General features: G+C 54.1%; 9 protein-coding genes. 4 read left to right on the top strand and 5 right to left on the bottom strand.

Annotated elements, in window-relative coordinates; genetic code table 11:
* Positions 1-14: 14 nt before the first annotated feature.
* The 4 genes from ACYVHT_RS06740 to ACYVHT_RS06725 all read right to left on the bottom strand — a co-directional run bounded on the left by ACYVHT_RS06740 (position 15) and on the right by ACYVHT_RS06725 (position 9,002).
* On the bottom strand, positions 15-3,149 hold the full coding sequence (locus ACYVHT_RS06740) for a SusC/RagA family TonB-linked outer membrane protein (protein WP_460549287.1): 3,135 nt from the start codon (positions 3,147-3,149) through the stop codon (positions 15-17).
* Between the two features lie 303 nt (positions 3,150-3,452).
* Positions 3,453-4,037, bottom strand: coding sequence for a hypothetical protein (locus ACYVHT_RS06735; RefSeq protein ID WP_460549285.1), 585 nt, complete (start codon positions 4,035-4,037; stop codon positions 3,453-3,455).
* A 45-nt stretch (positions 4,038-4,082) separates the two neighbouring features.
* Entirely contained in the window at positions 4,083-5,747 is a 1,665-nt protein-coding gene (locus tag ACYVHT_RS06730) for a RagB/SusD family nutrient uptake outer membrane protein (protein ID WP_460549283.1), read from the bottom strand.
* Between the two features lie 24 nt (positions 5,748-5,771).
* On the bottom strand, positions 5,772-9,002 hold the full coding sequence (locus tag ACYVHT_RS06725) for a SusC/RagA family TonB-linked outer membrane protein (protein ID WP_460549281.1): 3,231 nt from the start codon (positions 9,000-9,002) through the stop codon (positions 5,772-5,774).
* A 1,046-nt stretch (positions 9,003-10,048) separates the two neighbouring features.
* Here ACYVHT_RS06725 and ACYVHT_RS06720 point away from each other — a divergent pair.
* Together ACYVHT_RS06720 and ACYVHT_RS06715 are read left to right on the top strand one after the other, a co-directional pair.
* Positions 10,049-13,300, top strand: coding sequence for a SusC/RagA family TonB-linked outer membrane protein (locus ACYVHT_RS06720; RefSeq protein ID WP_460549279.1), 3,252 nt, complete (start codon positions 10,049-10,051; stop codon positions 13,298-13,300).
* Positions 13,301-13,312: 12 nt separating this feature from the next.
* Positions 13,313-15,046: a RagB/SusD family nutrient uptake outer membrane protein gene (locus tag ACYVHT_RS06715; RefSeq protein WP_460549277.1), complete on the top strand. Its 1,734-nt coding sequence runs from the start codon at positions 13,313-13,315 to the stop codon at positions 15,044-15,046.
* A gap of 93 nt (positions 15,047-15,139) precedes the next feature.
* Here ACYVHT_RS06715 and prfB read toward each other — a convergent pair.
* Positions 15,140-16,217, bottom strand: a protein-coding gene (gene prfB / locus ACYVHT_RS06710) for a peptide chain release factor 2 (RefSeq protein WP_460549275.1) whose coding sequence is annotated in 2 segments (ribosomal slippage) — positions 15,140-16,156 and positions 16,158-16,217 — 1,077 coding nt in all. Because the reading frame shifts where the segments join, the coding sequence is not laid out codon by codon here.
* Positions 16,218-16,431: 214 nt separating this feature from the next.
* Here prfB and ACYVHT_RS06705 point away from each other — a divergent pair.
* A complete protein-coding gene (locus tag ACYVHT_RS06705; RefSeq protein ID WP_460549273.1) occupies positions 16,432-16,806 on the top strand; it encodes a CZB domain-containing protein in 375 nt (124 codons plus the stop codon).
* Positions 16,807-16,834: 28 nt separating this feature from the next.
* Entirely contained in the window at positions 16,835-18,391 is a 1,557-nt protein-coding gene (locus ACYVHT_RS06700) for a sensor histidine kinase (RefSeq protein WP_460549271.1), read from the top strand.
* Positions 18,392-18,424: the final 33 nt, after the last annotated feature.

Raw genomic sequence — 18,424 nt, 5'->3', positions numbered from 1 at the left:
GTCAGAATCTGGAATTAGAAAGCAACGTTCAAACCGCCCGTGAACACCCGTTGCTGTGGGTTGCTGTTGTAGTCGAGGCCCGTTACCGTGTTGGAGGTGTAGGTCGTATTGACTTCGGGGTCAACGCCTTTGTATTTGGTGAACGTGTACAGGTTCTGCACCTGGCCATAAATCCGAATCCGGCTCAGGTTGAGCGGGCCGATGTAGCGAGTCGGCAGGGTATAACCCAGCGTAATGTTCTGCACCCGCACAAAGCTGCCACTCTCCACAAAGCGCGACGACGAGTTGCTGGTCGTGTTGATGAAGTCCGACTTGCTCAGCCACACCTTGGGCGTGTTGGTGTTGGTGTTGGTGGGCGTCCAGCGGTCCAGAATTTCTGCGCCGTTATTTACAAAATCCATGCGCAGCAACTGCTGGCGGGTGATGTTCATAACGGAGTTGCCGAAGTTGTAGCGCAGGAAAATGTCCAGGTCGAACCCCTTAAACGTAAAGGCGTTGTCGAAACCGCCAAATATTTTGGGGTTCGGCTGACCCAGAATAATTTTGTCGTTCGTGCTCAACGACGATACTGCGCCCAGTGTGCCGGGATTGTTCGAGTCGTAGGCGTAGTATGTGCTGTTCGTAATGTTGCCTTGCACCAGCGAGCCATCGGCCTTCTTATAGAGCGGGTTACCATTGGCCGGGTTCACGCCCTGGTAGTCGTAGCCCCACAGCGAGCCGATGGGCGAGCCCACCTGCGTGAGGCTGTAGGTACCACCCTGGTAAACACCGGGAATTGGTGCGCCGTTCTCACCCAAAGAGGTGACCATGTTGGCGTTGGTAGAGAAATTCAGGTTAGTCGTCCAGGTAAAATTCTCATTGCGCACGTTTTGCGTGGTGATGGACGCTTCAAAGCCTTTGTTATACATCCCGCCCACGTTGGCATTGTACGAGTTGTTGGGTACACCCAGCGAAGGCGGGGTGGGTACGGCCAGAATGAGGCCGTCGATGATGTTGCGGTAGTAATCGGCCGATACCACAATGCGGCCGCTTAGGAAACCGAGGTCAATGCCGTAATCCTCCTTCTTGGAAGTTTCCCACCGAAGGTCACCGTTGCCAAACTGGCTGTAGCTGATGCCGGATTGCGAGGCATACTGCGCCGGGCTGTAGATGCCGGCATAGGGGAAATAGCCAATGTTGGAGTTGCCCACCCGGGCATACGAAGCCCGCAGCTTGAAGTCGCTCCAGAAATTGGTGAGCGGAGAATTCTTAAAAAACTCTTCCTGCGATACCCGCCAGCCGATGGAGCCGCCCGGGAACCAGCCTTGCTGCTTGCCCGGCGCCAGCGCCGACAGCTTGTCCGAGCGCAGGGTGGCGCTGAGCAGGTACCGGTCTTTGAACGAATAGTTCAAGCGGCCGAAGTAAGACTGCAGACCGTTTTCCAGGAAATCGCCGCCAATGGTTTGCGAACCCAGCGTACCGCTCACAATGGCGTTTTGCCCCAACAAGCGGTCCGAAATGCCAGTGCCTTGTGCCGAGTAGTAGCTAACGGTCGTCTTCTGATATTCAACCCCTACCACCGCGTTGATTTTGTGGCTCTCACCAATGGTGCTGTTGTAAGTTGCGGTATTGGTGAAGTTCCAGCGGATGTTGGGGCTGAACGTTTGTAGCACCAGCCCGTTTACGCCGCGGCCGTCGCCTTGCCGTGGGTCGTAGTACAGGAAGTCGTCTTCCAGTTGGGTGTCGGTGCTGAGCTGCGTGCGCAGGCGCAGGTTTTTCACGGGCTCTACCTCCAGGTAACCGTTGCCCAGAATGCGGTAGCTAAGCGAGCGGTAAACGTTGTTGTCGAGCGCAAAAATGATGTTAGGATAAGAGAAGTCAATTGCCTTGGCATTGTTGCCCTGGCCTACCAGGCCAGTCGTGCCCACATACGGCGTACCATCGGGATTGCGGGCCGGCACGTTCGGGAAAAGCGAAAGCGCCGAAGCCACGTTGCCCGACAGGCCGTTGGTGCTGCTGTTGAGGCCAAGGGTTTGGGTGCGGCTCAGGCCCAGGTTCATGCCCACGCGCAGCCAGGGTTTCACTTCCGTATCCACGTTGGCCCGGAACGTGAAGCGCTGCAGCGAATTGCTCCGGATAACCCCTCTCTGGTCGGTGTAGCCGCCTGAGAAGAAATAGCTTGATTTATCGGTAGCGCCCGAAACCGTCAGCGCGTGGTTTTGCTGGAAGCCCGTGCGGAAAATCTCGTTCTGCCAGTCGGTGCTCACGGGGTTGCCGTTCACATCATTGTAAGCAGCGGCCAGGGGCGTCGTAACGCCGGCGTTGCTGTTTTTCTCGTTGCTGATGGTGATGAAATCAGCGGCATTCAACACATCATATCGCTTGAGCGTCTTCGCTACACCAAGGTACGTATCATACGTAACGTTCGCCTTGCCTTTACGACCGTGCTTGGTTGTGATAAGAATCACACCGTTAGCAGCCCGCGAGCCGTAGATGGCCGTTGCGGAGCCATCTTTCAGCACTTCGTAAGACTCGATATCGTTCGGGTTAATGTCCGCCAGACCGCTCGAAGCGTTGGCGTCAACGCCGCTGAGCTGCCCCGTAAAAATCGGCTGGCCATCTACCACCACCAGCGGATAGGAACCCGAGGAGATGGAGTTGGTGCCCCGAATCTGAATACGAGGTTGCTGGCCGAGCAAGCCCGTCGGCGTTTGTACGCTCACACCCGCTGCCCGGCCACCCAACTGCTGTGCAAAGCTCGGTGTGGCCAGATTGGCTACTGCTTCGCCCTGCACCGTGGCAATAGAGCCGGTCAGGTCGCGTCGCTCCTGCGTACCGTAGCCCGTCACAACCACTTCGCTGAGTTGCTTCACGTCGGCTACCAGCGCTACAGCGAAGGTGCTTTCGCTGCCGATAACGCGTTCCTGGCTGGCATACCCTACTGAGCTGAATACCAGTGTGCTACCTGAAGTCGGCACACTCAGTGAAAAAGCACCATCGGCATTGGTAGAGGCTCCGTTGGTGGTGCCTTTCACCAGTACCGTCACGCCAGGCAGTCCCTCGTTGGTCTTTTGGTCCGTCACCCGTCCCGAAACGGTGCGCGTTTGCGCCAGCGCTCCATGCAGGAAACTAAAGATGAGTACAATACTCATGAGTAAGGTTTTTTTCATGAAATGTGAGTTTGTGAGTAATGAGTAAAACGTAATCATATAAAGGTAACATTGGTAATAATAGAGTCAAAATTTGAATACAGTCAAATGATGTCAATTATTGCTGGAAAGGATTAAAAATTAATTAAAATACTCGTTGCTTAGGTGCCGAGATATAAGTCCGTTTTTTGATGTTATAATGATACTGACGGCAATAAGCCAAAAAAGCCCGCCCCTCTCGCCTTCATATGAAGACTGGAGGAGCGGGCTGGAACAGGCCGGACGATTCAACAATCGCCGGTAGATTACCGAAAACCTGTTTTCTTATTTGAAAACAGCAATTGCGGCCAGAGGGGCGTTAATCAGCGAGCTAGCAAGCAGCACGTTGTCAGATGAGACAGGGGTAAGTACAATACGACGACCATCTTTCATGATGTACTCGAAGGTAAATACAACTGCATCATTGCGAACAATGCGGTTAATGGCGTTAGCTGTACTGCCCAGCACGGCTACTGCGCCTGGGGCAGGAAGCAAATTTTCAAGCGCCTTTTGGCTATCGAGCGTGATAGTAGCCGGGAAACTGGTCAAATCTGCGTATTTCACCCGAGGACCGAACGTTGTTCCCCGGCGAAAGCTCTTGTACACCTCTACGGTTTGTAGCTCGCTGTAGCCTTGCGAGGGATTTACTACGAACTCAAACTGTGGTCGGGTAATGTTGTTGGCCGTGGCGTTGTTCACTGATACACTGCTCCGGGAGAAATCGAAATACGATTTGTCGGGATTTATCTCTGGGATAATCAGCGGAACGCTTTCGTTTTTGGGTTCAGGAAGCTTGCTGCTCTCGCGGCAGGATGACAAACTGACGGCTGCCGAAAGCAACATCAGAAAGCTGGCAACATATTTTTTCATGAATCTGTGAGAATAATGTCAGACGTTGAAGGAGAACACACTAGCCTACCGGTCCCAGAAAATGGGCGCGGTAACGTCGCGCTGCGAGCGCGGCGAATTGGGGTTCAGGGTCAGGTCGTTGGTGGGGTAGTAAAAGCGTAGCGGGAACGGGCCGTTAGCACGGGTTGAGCCATCGTCTACCAGCAGGCCGCTGTTGGGCGCGCTCAGATTTACTGCTTCCTGCGATACCCGGATTTTGGGATGTGCCGTACGACGGAAGTCGGTGTACACGTCTACCCCGTAGCCAAAGCTTGCTACATACTTCTCGTACATCACCACTTCCATTTTGTCTTCAATGGAGGCTGCGTTGTCAAACCGAGTAAGGGCCGCGTTTACGTAGGTTGCGATGCGAGCAGCCGAAATAAGGGGGCTGCCATCGGTGGCGGCAATATCGTTTACCTTATTGAACGACGCTTGCAAAGCATCGCTGAATGCGGTGCGGGCAGCGGGGATGTCGTTGTATACGGTGAGGCGCAGTTCGGCCTCGATGTACTTGCGGGCATAATAGGTAAGCAGCCGTTGTGGGGCTTCGGCTTTACCCGAAGTAGGACTGGTTTTGCCACCCAAGCCGTCATCGAATCGTCCACCTACCGGGTATAGACCTTGAACCGTCTGTACGCTCGCTGTCGTAGCAACGCTGGCATACTGGCTCGAGGAACCAGGGCGAACCGTCACGAATACAGAGTCTAACGGACTCACATAATCCTGCATGGTAAGCAGGGTAGTGGGGTGCTTAGGTATTTGATTAAAGAAGTAGTAGGGCTTACGAGGGTCATTTAAAGTAAGCATGCCCTCGTAGAAATAGCGCCCAATGCGGTTTTCCGGGTTGGCATTGTAGTCAGTAACGTAGCCAGGGTTACGGTTGTCTGGGTTGACTACATTGGCGTATTTAAGCTGGAAATCACAGTCGGTACATTCTTGGATTAATGGACCGGCGCTGCCATTTAGCAAAGGCTCCACCTGGCTGCGAACCGTGGCAGTCGTAGTCGTCTTCCGCAACTGATTGTAGAGCTTCAGCTTGAGTGTGCGACCGAAACGAGCCCACTTATCCAGGTCGCCTCCGTAAATAAGGTCAACCGAATTCAACGTAGGTTTAGTCGGAACCACGCCTGTTTTGGCTAGGTTGGCCAGTCCTTCGTCAATCAGCGAAAACAGCCCTTGAATACTGCCGTTGCCATTGTAGATGTCTTCATCCTTGTCAAAGCGCGGAGCCGAATTGACTTCACCCTTCAGCGCTTCGGAATAAGGAATGTCCCCCCATACATCAACCATCTGGCTATATACATAGGCTTTCTGCAATTGTGCGATGCCTACGTAATTCCAGCGCTGCTCAGCGGTGCCTTGCGTGATGATGCGTTCATTGTTGATGAGCATTCCGCGGTAGAGCGTCGCCCACTCTCCTGCGAATGAGTCGCCAGTTTGCTGGAAGTTGCCGATGCTACGCGTATTGTAAAGCTGTTGCATCAAAGCCATCGTGTACTGGCTCAAGCCGCCAATGTTATCGCCCAATGCTTCTGCCATGTTCACCTGGGTTACGGGCAGCAGCGAGTATAAGCCTACAGCAGTTGGCGTAAGCGGGTTGACGTTGACGTCGTAAAAGTCTTTGCAGCCAGGAGCTACTGCCAAGGCGCTGGCCGAAGCCAGTACCAGACAAATTTTAGAAATTTTCATGGATTGAAAAGCCGAAGTCAATGATTAAAAGTTCACCCGCAGGTTCACGCCGTAACGCTTGGTAGTTGGTGCGTTGGTGAATTCGTAGCCCTGCTGATTGCTGGCTCCATAGGTGCTGCTTTCAGGGTCGAAATTGCTGTGCTTGGGCAGATTGGGTGAATACCACCAAAGGTTGCGAGCCGATACCGAAATATTAATGAGGCTGAACGGCGTCTTGCCCAGCAGCCCTTTGGGCAGGTCATAGCCCAACGATACCTCACGCAAGCGCACAGTGGTGGCATCGTAGATGGACTGCTCGTCGTAACCGTTAGAGGCTGCCCCGCCGCCAATGCCGGCAGCGGAGAAATACAGGTCGTTGACGGTGATGGCGGTAGTGTTGCGCATCACGTTACCGTTTGCGTCAAGCTGAGCGCTACGGGTTGTCGGATTCCACCGTACTCCGTCAATTACGACCAAGCGGTTGCGGTCCTCAGTATCCTTGGTCACACCGCGGCCTAGCTCTTCTTGCAACGTAGTTGAGTACAGCGACCCCCCCTTACGGTAATCAACCAGTATGTTCATGGTGAGCCCTTTGTAGGTGAACTGGTTGATAAAGCCCATAATGAAGTCGGGGTTGGGGTTACCGATAACCTTAAGCTTAGGCGACGGAATCAGGCGGCCGTCCAATGGGTTAACATACAATTCACCATTGGCATCACGTAGAGCAGAGGTACCATAGAGCACGCCATAAGGCTGGCCGGGAATATGTACCGAACGGATACGGCCTACAAACGTGCTGCCCAACAGCAGGGTATCGCCGTTATCCGTAGTGCGGGCGATGATGTTGCGGTTGCGAGTGAAGTTGAATGTGCTGCTCCAACGGAAGCCAGCCGTTTCGACGGGCACAGCCGTGAAAGCAACTTCAAATCCTTTGTTAGTGATTTCTCCGAAGTTGGTTTGAGCCGCTCCATAGCCCGTGGCCGAAGGGTACGTTATTACCCCAATCTGATTGGTCGAACGCTTATCGTAGTACGTACCATTGAAAGAGATACGATTGCGGAAAAAGGTCAGTTCGGTGCCGACTTCAAGTTCATTAGTAAACTCCGGGGTGAGCCGGGCGTTGTTTACCACACCACTGATGCCAATGCCAGCTACGCCCCGGAAAGGCAGCGAGCCGCTGGGGTTGGTAACATAGCCCGTGGGACCGGAAGCATAAGGGTCAGCATCGCGGCCTACCCGGCCATAGGCAATGCGCACCTTCGCCAGGTCCAGCCAGCGGTAGTCCAGTTTGAAAGCCTCATTCAACACCAACGAAGCCGCCGCGCTTGAATAAAAGAACGAGCGGCCCGTGTTGCCAATGATGCCGTCCTTATTCAAGGTAGAGGAGAAGTCATTGCGTCCGGTTACCGTCAGGAAGGCGTAGTTTTTGTATCCTACGGTAGCGTTGCCGAGCAAGCCCATGAGATGCCGGTTCGAATAGGCATAGCCGTAGGTACTTTTTTCGGTGGTGTTCTCGATGTTATCGATGCCGAACGTGATGATGTTGGTGCCGAGGTACGACTTGCCTTCGAACTTGCGGGCGTTGATGTTTTGACCCACACTAGCCGTCAGGCTAATGTCTTCGGTCAGGTTCTTGTTGAAGTTCAGCAGAGCGGTTTGCTCGAATTCGGTGTTCTGAATGTTGTCCTCAATCACTTGGCTGATGCCGCGATTTGCCAGCGAGCCCGGGCGGATGGTGCTGGAACGAATATCGGTATAAGTATTGACCCCGCCGGTGTAGGTAAGGGTCAGCCAGTCTTTTATAGCATAGGAAAGGCCAACGCTGCCTACGACGCGGTCAACCCGCGACCGGTAGATAGCATTCTCTACCGACCACAGCGGGTTATCCGCTTGCGTAGTCAGCCAGGCAAACACAGGGCCTTTCGTTACCGGGTCTTGGTAGGGCAGGCCTTGAAGGTCGAGACTGCGGGTCAGGAACAGAGTACGGGCGAAAGCTGATGCACTTCCTGAGGCCGAGTTGTTAGAGCCCACAATAGGGCCCACTTGAGCAGTGTTGGTATAAGCAACGTTGCCACTTACTGTTAGCTTATTGAACCGACCTGAGCCGCCCGCACTAACGTTGGTACGCACGAAAGAGGAGTTCGGAATGGTCCCTTGCTGGTCAGCTCGCGACACGATGGTCGAGAAGGTTGAATTGTCCGAAGTTGAACTAAGCGATACCGAGTTTTCGTACAGATGCCCCGTGTTGAAGAAGTCCTTCACGTTATTGGGGTAAGCCTGATACGGAATGCGCGTGCCGGCCGGAATATTCGGGAAATCCGGGTTGCCAGCTTGTGGGTGCTCGATGGTAGTAGGCGCTCCTTGAATGGTATTGCCAAACTCGGGGCCCCACGAACCGTTAGCCGATGAGTTTACGAAGTTGGCACCTGCACCATACTTGTTCTGATAATCTGGCAGAGCGGCTACTTTCTCAATGGCATAGCCGGTTACGTATCCCACCTGAATGCCTTTGGCACCACGGCCGCCGCCGCCGGTTTTGGTCGTAATCACGATTACGCCCCCGGCAGCACGCGAGCCATAGAGTGCCGCTGCTGCTGCACCTTTCAGCACGTTGATAGAAGCGATGTTATTGGGGTCTACGTCAGAAGTCCGGCTGGAATAGGACGCCCCATTCACTAGCGGACTGTCTGATTCTGTTTGGGAGTTGTCGTAGGGAACGCCATCTACTACAAACAGCGGCTGGTTGTTACCGAAGAACGAAGTGTTTCCGCGAATGGTAATGCGCGAAGATGCACCAGGAACACCGCTTGAACTGAGAATATTCACCCCCGGAATCTTACCAGTGAGCGTGCGCAACAGGTCGGGCTCTGACTTCTGCACAATCTGTTCAGCTTTTACTTCCGAAACGGCAAAGCCCAGTGCCCGCTTCTCACGCGAGATGCCCAGCGCCGTCACCGTTACCTCGTCCAGCTGCTTACTGTCAAGAGCCAGCGAAATATTCACCACCTCGGTGGTGCCCACGGCCTGCTCTGCCGTCAGATAGCCCAGAAACTTGAATTGGAGTGTGGCATTGTTGCCCGATACGTTCAGAGCGTAGCGGCCGTCGGCATCGGTGGCAGTACCGGTGGTGGTGCCTTTCACGATAACGCTCACCCCAGGCAAGCCCTCATTCGTGCTCTTGTCAATCACGCGTCCCGAAACCGGATGGCTTTGGGCCCAGCTCTGCCCCACTAGTGTTAGTAGCAGAAGCAGGCTTAGTAGTAAGGTTCTCTTCATTGAGTTAAAAAAAGTGTTAGGTGTAAGAAAAGGGGGTAACTAAACAGGGGGGTGGTATTTTAAAAGGTGAAAGTACAGCATTTACCCAAAATTTCCGATTCTAAAGGCTGATTTTGATTAATTTTTATATCTATATGTACAATAGTTCAACCTCAATCTGCATAGTCAGCCAGCGCATCCCCATTGCATGATGCGTAATGGTAGCAGATTGCACATGCTGTCTGGAAACCAAAATGCCAGCAGAGTCATAACCGCCTCTCACGAGTGCCTGAGGGCATGTTCTGATGCGCTTACTGTCATGCTCACACTGGGGTGGCAAACTGGCAGAGCGGTAGCGAGCCCATTATATGATAGTCAGCAATGGGAGAGATTGGCAGGGTAGTAGACTGGCCTGCTGTGATGCAGGGCAGAGGCCGGATACCTCACCAAATGCCATTGCCGACGAATTCACAAGTCGGAAATCAGTAGCTGCAGCCAAGTAAATTATAGCCCCGATGCCCCTTAAAACGGCGTGTGTAAGCCTCAAGAGCCTGTTTTTGCCGTAGGTTATAACTTGAAGTACATCAAAAAATCATCCTGATAACTATTCCGTAACAAAAACTTGTAATACCTTGCCAAAGAATTAGGCCGGGCAAGCGATGCTTTTACCCGAATGTTTTGTAATAATTCCTGCGTTTTTGTATATTTATTTACTTGCGTATCCCTGTTTTCTTGCAATCATCATAAAGGGCCAGTCTATTGATAGTAGTATCTTACTATAAGCAGTAGATTGGGGATAGAAAGGGCGGTGATGTTTAAAACAGGCAGTAGAAACACCACAGTGTAGTGAGTCATCGCCATCAGCGTGCTGATTATTAGGTCTTCAGTGATAAGGATAATTACTGTTTCAACCTTTTCCTCACCAATATGACGGCGCAAAGTGGGAGGTATTAATTCTGCCTTGCTTAGAATTGCACTTTCGTTTATGATTTTTCTTTGAACCCACCTTTCGTTTTTTTTCCATTTTCACTCACCAACAACCAAGTCAAATGAAAAAACTCTTATGTATGGTCATGCTTCTAATGACCGGCCTGTTGCAGCAGGTCTATGCTCAAGACCGTTCCCTGTCTGGGCGGGTAACTGACCGGGCCACCGGCCAGGGCCTACCGGGCGCAACCGTTCTGGTGAAGGGCACTACCGTAGGTGCCTCTACGAATGCCGACGGTGGTTTCTCGCTCAGCGTACCGGCTACGGCTACTGCGCTGACCATTAGCTCGATTGGCTATGCTTCGGTGGAGCAGCCGATTGGCAATAACACTACCTTCAACGTGGCGCTCGCTTCGGATGTAAAGCAGTTGGGCGAAGTAGTGGTAACAGGTGCACTGGGTATCCAGCGTCAGCAGCAGCAGATTGGCTATGCCACTGCTACGCTCGACAGCAAGGAACTGACTCAGGCTCGCGTAACCAACGTAGCTAACGGTTTGGCTGGTAAAGTATCGGGCCTGCAGATTCAGACCCTGAACAACGGGGTTAACCCCAGCCCCCGTGTAACGCTGCGCGGCAGCCGCTCGCTGACTGGTAACAACGAAGCGCTTATCGTAATTGACGGTGTCATCTCGACGAACGATGTGCTGGGTGCTCTCAACCCCGACGACGTTGCTAGCGTTGACGTGTTGAAAGGTGCTAACGCTGCAGCGCTCTACGGCTCGCAGGCTTCGAACGGGGCTTTGATTATCACGACCAAAAAGGGCAGCAACAACAGCTCGCAGGTTACCTTCTCGCACACTTCGCAGTTCGAGTCGATTTCGTTTCTGCCCAAATTCCAGACGGAATTCGGTCCTGGCTCGCCCGACTGGTTCAACAACTCGGGTGCAACTCCTTTTACCCCGGACAACAGCATCGACGACTACTCGCACCAGTACCAGGGTTACGAAAACCAGCAGTATGGCCCGCGTTTCGACGGTTCTATCCGTCCTTTCGGCCAAGCCCTGGCCGATGGCTCTATCCAGTACCTGACTTACGAAGCCCGTCCCAACGAAAAGCGCAAGTTCTTCAACACGGGTTACCAGATGCAGAACGGCGTTACGTTCTCCGGCGGCAACGAAAAGACGAAATTCTTTACGTCTTACCAGAACCTGCATAACAATGGCATCGTTCCGAAAGACGTGTTTGACCGTAACAGCTTCCGTTTCAATGCCTCGCACGAAATCGGCCGTTTGACCGTCGGCTTCAACTTGGCTTATTCGCAGCAGAAAGCCAACGTTACCTCGAACCTAGACCGCAACACTTCGGTGTACTGGAACGTGTTCAACACCACGGTGATGGCTCCGCTGACTTCTTACAGCGACTACATCAACAACCCGTTTGCCGAGCAGAACTACGGCTACTACAACGCTTATTACTACAACCCCTACTTCATCCTCGACGCCAACCGTACCACGGACCGTCGCAACACCATCCAAGGCAACGTTGACCTGTCGTACAAAGTATTCGACTGGCTGAAAGTGCAGTACCGTCTGGGTACCACCAGCACCAACCAAGCTAACCTGACCACGCAGAATAAGTTCTCGCTGGCCCCCGGCTCGCCAAAGCAGATTGCCAGCTACCCCGGCTTCGTACAGGACCTGAGCAGCAACCTGACTCGTATCAACTCGGACCTGTTTGTGAGCATGGATAAGACGTTTGGTGATTTCAGCGTGCAAGCCATTCTGGGTAACAACGTGCAACAGCTGGACAGCCGCTATAACTTCGTTGCTTCGACTGCACTGGCTGTGCCGGTTGTGGGCGACAACTATAACCTGTCGAACCGCATTGGTAACCTCAACGGTGCTGATGCCCGTGCTCAGACCCGTCTGTATGCTTTCTATGCTGACGTGACCTTGGGCTACAAAGACTTCCTGTACGTACACGGCTCGGGCCGTAACGACAACATCTCCATCCTGGAGCCCGGCAACCGCAGCTTCTTCTACCCCGCAGTTGACGCATCGTTGGTGTTCACCAACGCCATTCCGGCATTGAAAGACCTGTCTTTCCTTGACTACGGTAAGATTCGCGGAGGTGTCTCGAAAGTGAGCCAAGTAAACCTGCCCAGCCTGACGGCTAACGGCGTGTATCAGACTGGCGGCGCTTACGCACTGGCTTCGACGTACTCGCTGGGTGCAGGCTTCCCCTTCGGCAACCTGGCTTCGTTCACCGCCAATGGCGGCGTTGTGCAGAAAGGCCTCAAGCCTGAAGACACCCGCTCGATTGAAACCGGTATCGAACTCAGCTTCCTGAAGCGCCGCGTATCGGCTGCTGCTACTTACTACAACCAGCGCAGCACCAACCAAACGGTTAGCACCAGCATCTCCGGTTCTACGGGTTACCAGACTTACCTGCTCAACGCCGGTGAAGTGGCCAACCGTGGTGTTGAACTGGACCTGAACATCACCCCCGTACGTTCGGCCACTGGCCTGACTTGGACTGTAGGTGGCAACTTCAACTACAACAACAACGAAGTAATTTCCCTGCCCAACGGCTTGCCGCAACTGGTGCTGACCGGCAGCGGTGTTTCGGGCCAGACCAGCAACGCAGACCTGTATGCTATTCCCGGCCAGCCTTTCCCTGTGCTGCAGGGTTCTTACTACGAGCGCACCGACGATGGCCGCGTGAAAATGATGCGCGTGAGCGACCCGAACGATGCCACCCTGGTACGTTACGCTCCCGTGAAAGCAACCGGTACCAAAATCTTCGGCAATACGCAGCCTAAATACAAATACGGCTTCAACACCAGCTTCACCTATAAAGGCATCACGCTGGCAGGCCAGGGTGAACTCCGCACCGGCTATGTGGTGTACAACACCATTGGTGAGAACCTCGACTTTACCGGCTCGGGCGAGCGTAGCGTACAATTTGGCCGTCAGGACTTCGTGTACCCGAACTCGTCTATTCCGCAAACTGACCCCACGACTGGTGCCATCACTTATGTGCCTAACACGGGCGGCCTGACCCCCGGTGGCTCGGAGTTCTGGGCTAACACTGCCAACTGGAACACTGGTGTAGCCGAGAACTATGTCACCTCGGGTAAATTCTTCAAGATTCGGGAAGTATCGTTGAGCTATGCTCTGCCGACGGCAATTGTTTCGAAACTAGGTCTGGTAAAAGGCGCTTCATTGAATCTTTTTGGTCGGAATATCTTTACGTGGGTACCGAAAGAAAATATCTACACCGACCCTGAGTTCAGCGGCACTTCCGTTGGCAGCAACGCTGTTGGTATCAACACGGTATTGCAAACCCCTCCTACCAAATTCTACGGGGCTACCCTCAACGTAACCCTCTAATCAGAACCACCCATGAAAGCACTTGTAAGAGTACTGCTTGCTGCAACGCTGACTACTGCAGCGACTGGTTGCGAGAAATTTCTCGATATTAATGAAAACCCCAACCAGCCTACTTCGGTAAACCCGGACGCACAGCTGGCTAACGCCCTGACGGTTACTGCCCAGAACTATTCGGCCGGTGTACAAAACGGTACGAGCTACAACACATATTCCAGCCTTGCCACGGGGTTCTGGACCAAATCGGGGGTGGTGAGCGGTTTTCCGGAAGAGCGTACGTACAATTATTCCAATGCTTATTACCAAGCACTGTGGAATAATACCTACGACAACCTGAATGATTATAACCTCATTCAGCAGAATGGTACCGCAAACGGTTATCCTTACCATGCTGCCATTGCTCGCATCATGAAGGCTTATAACTTCCTGTTGCTGGTAGATGAATACGGGGATATTCCTTACACGAATGCCCTGAAAGGTGCCGCTAACACGGCTCCTTCCTACGACAAAGCTGCCGACATCTACAAAGACTTGGTGGTTCAGTTGAAAGGTGCTGTTGCTGATATCAATGCCGCTGCTGCCATTCCCGGCGTGCGTGCAGTGACTACCGAAGACGTTGTGTTCAGCGGTAACATGACCAACTGGAAGCGTTTTGCCAACAGCCTGCGTCTGCGTATCCTGTTGCGCGAATCGTCGACCAATGACGGTGCTTTGAATTCCTATGTAGCAACGGAGATGACGGCTCTTCAAACGGAAGCCGCTACTACTGCCGGTGGTGGTTTCATCACGGCCGACGTTACGGTTAAGCCTGGTTACGCTTCGAACTCCAACCAGCAGAACCCCTTTTATAACCGTTACGGCTACTCGGTTGGTTTGGCTGCTACCACGGCTGAGTACAGCTACATCATGCCAACCAACTACATCATTAACCAGTATCAGCTGAACAGTGACCCGCGCATTGGGGAACTTTACACGTATGGTAAGCGGACGGTGAATGGTGCTCCGGTAACTAACATTTACGTTGGTTCTGATTTGGGCGATACTAGCCCTCCTCGTTTTGTTGCTACCGATGCCACGGTGGGTTCGCGTCTGAAATTGCCGACGACTGCTGCCGCTACTTACACCTATACACCCACTGGCTCGACAACGCCTGTAACCGTCGTTATCAACCCGGCTTATCCAAGCGGTGGTACGTTCCTGCGCAGCGCCAGCCAGCCCACGGTGTTGATGCTGCTTTCGGAGCACCTCTTCTCCAAATCGGAAGCTGAAGTTCGTGGCCTGTTCACCGGTGGTGATGCTGCTGCTAAAACGGACTTCCTGGCTGGTATCCGTGCTTCCTTCAACTACACGTTCAACAGCACTGCTGCTGGTCAGGCTCCTTACGATGCCTACATTGCGGCCAACGCTGCTAATGGTCTGGTAACCTGGGAAGTGGGCACGACGACCGTACGTGAAGGAACCGATTTGACGGCTCCTGCTACTACGCCGCTCACTACGCCCCGTACGGTAAGCAAGACCGACAAAATTCTCTACCAGAAGTATCTGGCTGAGAACACCGTGGCCAGCACCGAGGCTTGGGCTGATTACCGCCGTACGGCACAGCCAAAGTTCAAGCTTTCGCTGGAGCGTGGCTCCAACCCGCTGCCTTCGCGCCTGATTTATCCGCAGACGGAGGTTAGCACCAACCAGGCTAACATCCCTGGTGGCACAAACCAGTTCTCGAAACTGTTCTGGGATGTGATTGACTAGCCGCTAGTCAAACGCAAGCAAAAAAAGGGCTGCCCAATCGGGCAGCCCTTTTTTTGCTTGTGGCCAGCCTCAGCCAGCGAGGCCTGAACAACTTCAGCTCTGCATCAAAAAGCCCTTGATGTACTCGTCCAAGTCGCCATCCAGCACGTTCTGCACGTCGGTGCGCTCGATGCCGGTACGCAGGTCCTTGATGAGCTTGTAGGGATGAAGTACGTAGTTGCGAATCTGGGAGCCGAAGTCGATGCGCTTCTTAGTAGCTTCTACTTTGTCGCGCTCGGCGTGGCGCTTGTCCATCACAATCTGATAGAGGCGCGATTTGAGCATGCGCAGGGCGTGCTCCTTGTTCATGAGCTGGCTGCGCTCAATCTGGACGGCAATGATGATGCCGGACGGCGCGTGCGTGAGCCGTACGGCGGTTTCTACCTTGTTCACGTTCTGCCCACCTGCGCCGCCGGCCCGGAAGGTATCCCAGGAAATATCGGCCGGATTGATTTCGATGTTGATGGTGTCATCAATCACCGGATAGGCAAACACCGAGGCAAATGAGGTATGCCGTCGGCCGCTGCTGTCGAAGGGCGACATGCGTACGAGGCGATGCACACCGATTTCGCTTTTGAGGTAGCCATAAGCAAAGTCCCCGTCAATTTCCAGCGACGCAGACTTAATGCCCGCTCCCTCGCCGGGTTGGTAGCTGATTTGCTTCACCCCGAAGCCGTGGCTTTCGGCCCACATGATGTACATCCGCATCAGCATCTCGGCCCAGTCCTGGCTTTCGGTGCCACCGGCCCCAGGGTTGATGTCGATAATAGCCGACAGTTGGTCTTCTTCATCCGAAAGCATCCGCTTAAACTCCAGCGCCTCCACTTTTTTCAGGGTAGCATCGTAGTCGGCCTGCATTTCGGCTTCCGGCACGTCGCCTTCTTTATGGAAATCGAACAGCACTTCGGTATCGGCCAGCGCCTGCTGCACGGCTTCGTAGTCGTCGGTCCAGGTTTTGATGGCTTTGATTTCGCGCAGCGTGGTTTCGGCGGCTTTCGAGTCGTCCCAGAAGCCGGGTGCGGTAGTCTGGGCTTCCGCAGCGGCTATTTGTTCTTTGCGGGCATCGTAGTCAAAGATACCTCCTCAGGGCCTCGGCGCGGCCCTTCAAGTCCTTAATCTGGTCTTGGGTCATTGGTGGAAAAAAAGGCATGAACGGCAGGATGCCGGCTTTGCTGAATGCAGCAAAGCGCAAAATTACGCCATTCCGGTCCAGAAGCTGCCATGGTGGAACAATGTATCTTCGTAGCCGTTTGGGTTAGCTCGCCAAAGGCACTGTGCTGGAAAACGGGCCCGCTTGGCTTTGACCGGGCTGCGTAAACTTGCCAGACTCCCTTTTACCATGACTTATGACTTCAGAAGAGCTCAAGCGTGATTTCGAATCCGCGCTTATCAAGCATGTTCATTTTAAGAGCAGGCTGCGGTCATTTCTTTTCGGCAATGAGGGCAACGAAGGGCCCTTGCGTGACCCCGAGCAATGCAGCCTGGGTATCTGGATTGCCGAGCGGCTGCGCGGTACCGGGCCGTATGCCCACCTGCCCGAAGCCCCACTGTTTGACCGGCAACACGTTCTTATTCATCGGGAAGCTAACCGACTGATGGACATGTACCAAGCTGGCAAAACGGCCGAGGCAGGCGCTGGTTACCTGCCCCTCCAGGCAATTGCCGACTCGATGACAGGCTTATTGCAAACCATGGAGGCCAAGCTGCGTAGGGAGATTTGAACAATGCCCGAAGCACCTGCTGCCCTGAATGAAAATTACTCTTAAGACGAAGCTTTTTGCCGGTTTTGTACTGCTGCTGGCGCTTTTTGCAGTCGTGGTGCTGTTCTACTATCAACTGGCGGGGCAGGTGTTGCGCAACGCGCGGCAGGTGGAACGGTCGCAGCGTGTGTCGACGGAAGGGGTGACGCTGGTGCGTAACATCGTGGACATGGAAACCGGCTTCAGGGGCTACGTGCTGGTGGGCAACGAGCAGACGCTGGACGTGTACTATGAGGGTGAGCGCGAGATGATTGGGCGCTTCGGCGACCTGCGCAACATGGTAACTACGGTGCCCACCCAGGTGCAGTTGGTAGACCAGACACAACGCCTCTTTCAGCAATGGACGAGCTATAGCCACCTGCTGATTTCGGAAAAGCGGGAGGCCCGCCATCGGCACGCCGGCCAGCGTGGCCTGGATTTTATGCCGCACGGGTACCTGGCGGAAAATCTGACCGGCAAGCAGATAATGGACAATGTGCGCGACCGCATGGCGAAGTTTGAGCAGAACGAAGCCCATACCCGCGACCGGCTCCGCCAACAACTCGATGCCAGCATCCGGCGGGCCGAATGGCTTTCGGCCGGGCTGGGCCTGGCCGCGCTGCTGCTGGGGCTGGCCTGGGCGGTCTACATTGTGCGGCTGTTTTCGAAGCGCCTGAACGGTATGCTCGTGCTGGCCCAGCGCATGGCCGACGGCGACTACAGCACCCAGATTGTGGATACTGAGCAGGACGAAGTGAGCGAGCTAACGTCGGCGCTCAACGTGATGGCCCGCACGGTAGGCGCCAACGTCAGCCAGCTCGAAAACCGCAATCAGGAACTTGACCAGTTTGCCTACGTGGTTTCGCACGACCTGAAAGCACCGCTGCGCGGCATCGAAAGCGCATCGCGCTGGATTGAAGAAGACATGGGCAAGGACGAGCTGCCGCCGCACATCCGGGAGTTTCTGGGCATGATGCGGCAGCGTGTGCACCGTATGGAAAAGCTCATTACCGGCATTCTGGACCTGGCGCGCGTGGGCCGGGTGGCGCAGGCCGACGAAACCGTATTTGTGCGTACCCTGCTGCGGGAAGTCATCGATACCCTGAATCCGCCGCCGGGCTTTAAAATAGAGCTGCCGTTTTTCCTTCCCACGCTCACCACCAATGCCGTGCAGCTTCAGCAGGTGTTTACCAACCTCATCAGCAACGCGCTCAAATACCACGACCATCCGGCTACCGGTACTGTGCACATTGGCTGCGACGACGCAGGTGACTTCTACTCGTTTTCGGTCGAGGACGACGGGCCGGGCATTGACCCGGAATATCACGACCGGATTTTCATCATCTTCCAGACCCTGACCGAACGCGACACCTTCGAAAGCACGGGCGTAGGCCTGGCCATTGTGAAAAAGATTGTGGAGCGGCAGGGCGGGCGCATCGGGGTGAAATCGGCCGAAGGTCAGGGCGCTAAGTTTACCTTTACCTGGCCCAAGAAACCGATGAAGACCAAAACCTCGGCCACAACAATAGCCGCTGCGGCTGGTTCTGCCGTATCATTGCCTGCCTGACAGCGTCATTTTCCTGTCGGGCTCCTTTTTGCG

The organism is Hymenobacter daeguensis (assembly GCF_054780555.1).
The sequence above is the reverse complement of the archived record's forward strand: the minus strand, read 5'-3'. Positions and strand labels throughout refer to the sequence as shown.

Bases quoted from the DNA above. Each gene is read 5' to 3' on its own strand.
- ACYVHT_RS06740 (WP_460549287.1), bottom strand. From the start codon at position 3,149: ATGAAAAAAACCTTACTCATGAGTATTGTACTCATCTTTAGTTTCCTG.
- ACYVHT_RS06735 (WP_460549285.1), bottom strand. From the start codon at position 4,037: ATGAAAAAATATGTTGCCAGCTTTCTGATGTTGCTTTCGGCAGCCGTC.
- ACYVHT_RS06730 (WP_460549283.1), bottom strand. From the start codon at position 5,747: ATGAAAATTTCTAAAATTTGTCTGGTACTGGCTTCGGCCAGCGCCTTG.
- ACYVHT_RS06725 (WP_460549281.1), bottom strand. From the start codon at position 9,002: ATGAAGAGAACCTTACTACTAAGCCTGCTTCTGCTACTAACACTAGTG.
- ACYVHT_RS06720 (WP_460549279.1), top strand. From the start codon at position 10,049: ATGGTCATGCTTCTAATGACCGGCCTGTTGCAGCAGGTCTATGCTCAA.
- ACYVHT_RS06715 (WP_460549277.1), top strand. From the start codon at position 13,313: ATGAAAGCACTTGTAAGAGTACTGCTTGCTGCAACGCTGACTACTGCA.
- ACYVHT_RS06705 (WP_460549273.1), top strand. From the start codon at position 16,432: ATGACTTCAGAAGAGCTCAAGCGTGATTTCGAATCCGCGCTTATCAAG.
- ACYVHT_RS06700 (WP_460549271.1), top strand. From the start codon at position 16,835: ATGAAAATTACTCTTAAGACGAAGCTTTTTGCCGGTTTTGTACTGCTG.